A 1,425-nucleotide genomic window follows, 5' to 3' on the forward strand; every position below is an offset into this window, starting at 1 on the left:
CCCCCCCCACAAACACACCCCCCCCCCCCCCCCCATTTTGGTGTTTGGTGTGGGGGGGGCCCCACCACCCCCCGACGTAGATGGAACAGTGAACGAAAGAGCGCCTACCGCTCCTCGCCTTCCGTGAACACGAATTTCGGCATCTCCCATTTGTAGCGCACCGCGAGCAGGCGGAAGCTGACGCCGAGGACAAACGTCAAGATCGTCCAGAGCTCCGCATTGAGATTGAGGCCGAAGGCGGTGGCGTAGAACAGGCCGGTCGCCACCGAAACGGTCGCGTAGAGCTCGGAGCGGAACAGCAGCGGCACGTCGTTGCAGAGCACATCGCGCAGCACCCCGCCCGCGCAGCCGGTCACCATGCCGGAGACGATGACGATCGGCAGCGCGGCATTCGTCTGCCAGGCGATGTCGCAGCCGGCCATGGTGAAGACGACGAGACCGATGGCATCGAGCACGATGAAGGCCACCTTCAGCCGGTGCACGAGCCGCGCGATCAGGATGGTGAGGAAGGCCGCGCCGCCGGCCAGCGCGAGATAGATGGGATGAGCGACCCAGGCGAGCGGATAGTGCCCGAGGAAGAGATCGCGCAAGGTGCCGCCGCCGAGCGCGGTGATACAGCCGAGGAAGCAGACGCCGAGCCAGTCCATGCTCCGGCGGCCGGCGGCGAGCGCGGCGGTCATGCCTTGCGCTGCGACCGCGACCAGCGACAACAGATGCAGCACGCTATCGCTCGGCGGCAAGCTCCACATCGCCTTGTTCCCTTCCCCATCCATGGAACCGACGCGCACGGTTCCAAAATGAACAGGTTCCCGATTCCTCGCGCAAGGGCAACATGCGACGAAAGCACTAAGGAGGGCGGAACAGAATCTCGCATCTAGGGGTTGTCCAGCCGCAATAATCGAGGAGACAAAATCGATGGCTGACGACCGTTTTCCCAACGATCCGTATCGCCCGAATCTCGCCGATGATGAGTATGTCCGTGCGGCGCGACGGGATGCCGAGCTTCAGGTCGATCCCGAGCTTGGCGAAGGCCCCGCCTCCAGCGGCAAGGTAGCCTTGTTCGCAGTGGCGATCGCCTTGGTACTGGGTGCCGTGTTCTACGGACTGAACAACACGAGCACCGGCAACCAGGCCAGCAACACGCCGGCAACGCAGACCGCCCAGCAGGCTCCGCCTGCGAATCCGGCCGCGCCTCCCGGCATGCGCGATGTGACGCCGCGCAACAACACGGGACCCGGCGTGACCACGGGTGCTGCCCCGAGCAAGCCGGCGGCGCCTGATCCGGCCGCCCCGTCCGAGGGCGCGAAGTAACGACAACAGCTGTCGTGGGGGGGGGGGGGGGGGGGGGCCCGGGGGGGGGCGCCGGGCGGGGGGGGGGGGGGGGGGGGGGGGGGGGGGGCGGGGCCGCGGGGGGGGGGGGGGGGG

The 1,425-nt window shown here is 67.8% G+C and carries 2 protein-coding genes; one reads left to right on the forward strand and one right to left on the reverse strand.

Translation table 11 applies throughout. The features are described 5' to 3' along the window. Positions 1–104 precede the first annotated feature (104 nt). On the reverse strand, positions 105–749 hold the full coding sequence (locus AC0L3X_RS33435) for a trimeric intracellular cation channel family protein (RefSeq protein WP_283016833.1): 645 nt from the start codon (positions 747–749) through the stop codon (positions 105–107). Between the two features lie 166 nt (positions 750–915). Here AC0L3X_RS33435 and AC0L3X_RS33440 point away from each other — a divergent pair, with 166 nt between their 5' ends. Next, complete coding sequence (locus AC0L3X_RS33440) at positions 916–1,311, forward strand: hypothetical protein (protein ID WP_063982629.1); 396 nt, start codon at positions 916–918, stop codon at positions 1,309–1,311. The last annotated feature ends 114 nt before the right edge of the window (positions 1,312–1,425 follow it).

Source organism: Bradyrhizobium sp. MI1.7 (genome assembly GCF_055811795.1).